Source organism: Ligilactobacillus sp. LYQ135, assembly GCF_053711055.1.
Map to the genome: position 1 here is coordinate 1 of NZ_JBSJYT010000019.1, position 1513 is coordinate 1513.

Here is a 1513-nt window from a genome sequence, read left to right on the forward strand (position 1 = left end):
GATGTCACACTGCCAAGAAAAGCTTCTAGTGAGAAAATTAATACCCGTACCGCAAACCGACACAGGTAGTCGAGGAGAGTATCCTAAGGTGAGCGAGAGAACTCTCGTTAAGGAACTCGGCAAAATGACCCCGTAACTTCGGGAGAAGGGGTGCTGACCTCCGGGTCAGCCGCAGTGAAAAGGCCCAGGCGACTGTTTATCAAAAACACAGGTTTCTGCAAAATCGTAAGATGAAGTATAGGGGCTGACGCCTGCCCGGTGCTGGAAGGTTAAGAGGAGAAGTTAGCGTAAGCGAAGCTTTGAATTGAAGCCCCAGTAAACGGCGGCCGTAACTATAACGGTCCTAAGGTAGCGAAATTCCTTGTCGGGTAAGTTCCGACCCGCACGAAAGGCGTAACGATCTGGGCACTGTCTCAACGAGAGACTCGGTGAAATTATAATACCCGTGAAGATGCGGGTTACCCGCGACAGGACGGAAAGACCCCATGGAGCTTTACTGTAGCTTGATATTGGGTGTTTGTATAACTTGTACAGGATAGGTAGGAGCCATTGAAGGCGGAACGCTAGTTTCGCTGGAGGCGTTGGTGGGATACTACCCTTGTTGTATGAACACTCTAACCCACGCCGGCAATCACGGCGGGAGACAGTGTCTGGTGGGCAGTTTGACTGGGGCGGTCGCCTCCTAAAAGGTAACGGAGGCGCCCAAAGGTTCCCTCAGAATGGTTGGAAATCATTCGCAGAGTGTAAAGGCAGAAGGGAGCTTGACTGCGAGACCTACAAGTCGAGCAGGGACGAAAGTCGGGCTTAGTGATCCGGTGGTTCCGTATGGAAGGGCCATCGCTCAACGGATAAAAGCTACCCTGGGGATAACAGGCTTATCTCCCCCAAGAGTCCACATCGACGGGGAGGTTTGGCACCTCGATGTCGGCTCATCGCATCCTGGGGCTGTAGTCGGTCCCAAGGGTTGGGCTGTTCGCCCATTAAAGCGGTACGCGAGCTGGGTTCAGAACGTCGTGAGACAGTTCGGTCCCTATCCGTCGCGGGCGTAGGAAATTTGAGAGGATCTGTCCTTAGTACGAGAGGACCGGGATGGACATACCGCTGGTGTACCAGTTGTTTTGCCAAAAGCATCGCTGGGTAGCTATGTATGGATGAGATAAACGCTGAAAGCATCTAAGTGCGAAACTCACCTCAAGATCGGATTTCCCATTCCGTAAGGAAGTAAGACCCCTGAGAGATGATCAGGTAGATAGGATGGAAGTGGAAGTGTAGTGATACATGGAGCGGACCATTACTAATCGGTCGAGGACTTAACCAAAGGTTAAGGACGTGGAAGGTTAAAAGGAATGATCAATAGCTAGTTTTGAGAGAACAAGTTTTTCTCAAAGTAAAATAGTGCGGTGATGATGGCTTGAAGGATACACCTGTTCCCATTCCGAACACAGCAGTTAAGCTTCAAAACGCCGAGAGTAGTTAGAGGAACGCCTCTTGCAAGGGTAGGAAGTCGCCGTGC

Annotated in this window: 2 rRNA genes; both read left to right on the top strand. The window is 51.1% G+C overall.

What is annotated here, in order from left to right:
• Nucleotides 1-1318 (top strand): 23S ribosomal RNA (locus ACWCL1_RS08890); the annotation flags it as partial.
• Between the two features lie 78 nt (nucleotides 1319-1396).
• Nucleotides 1397-1513: ribosomal RNA gene (gene rrf / locus ACWCL1_RS08895) — 5S ribosomal RNA — on the top strand.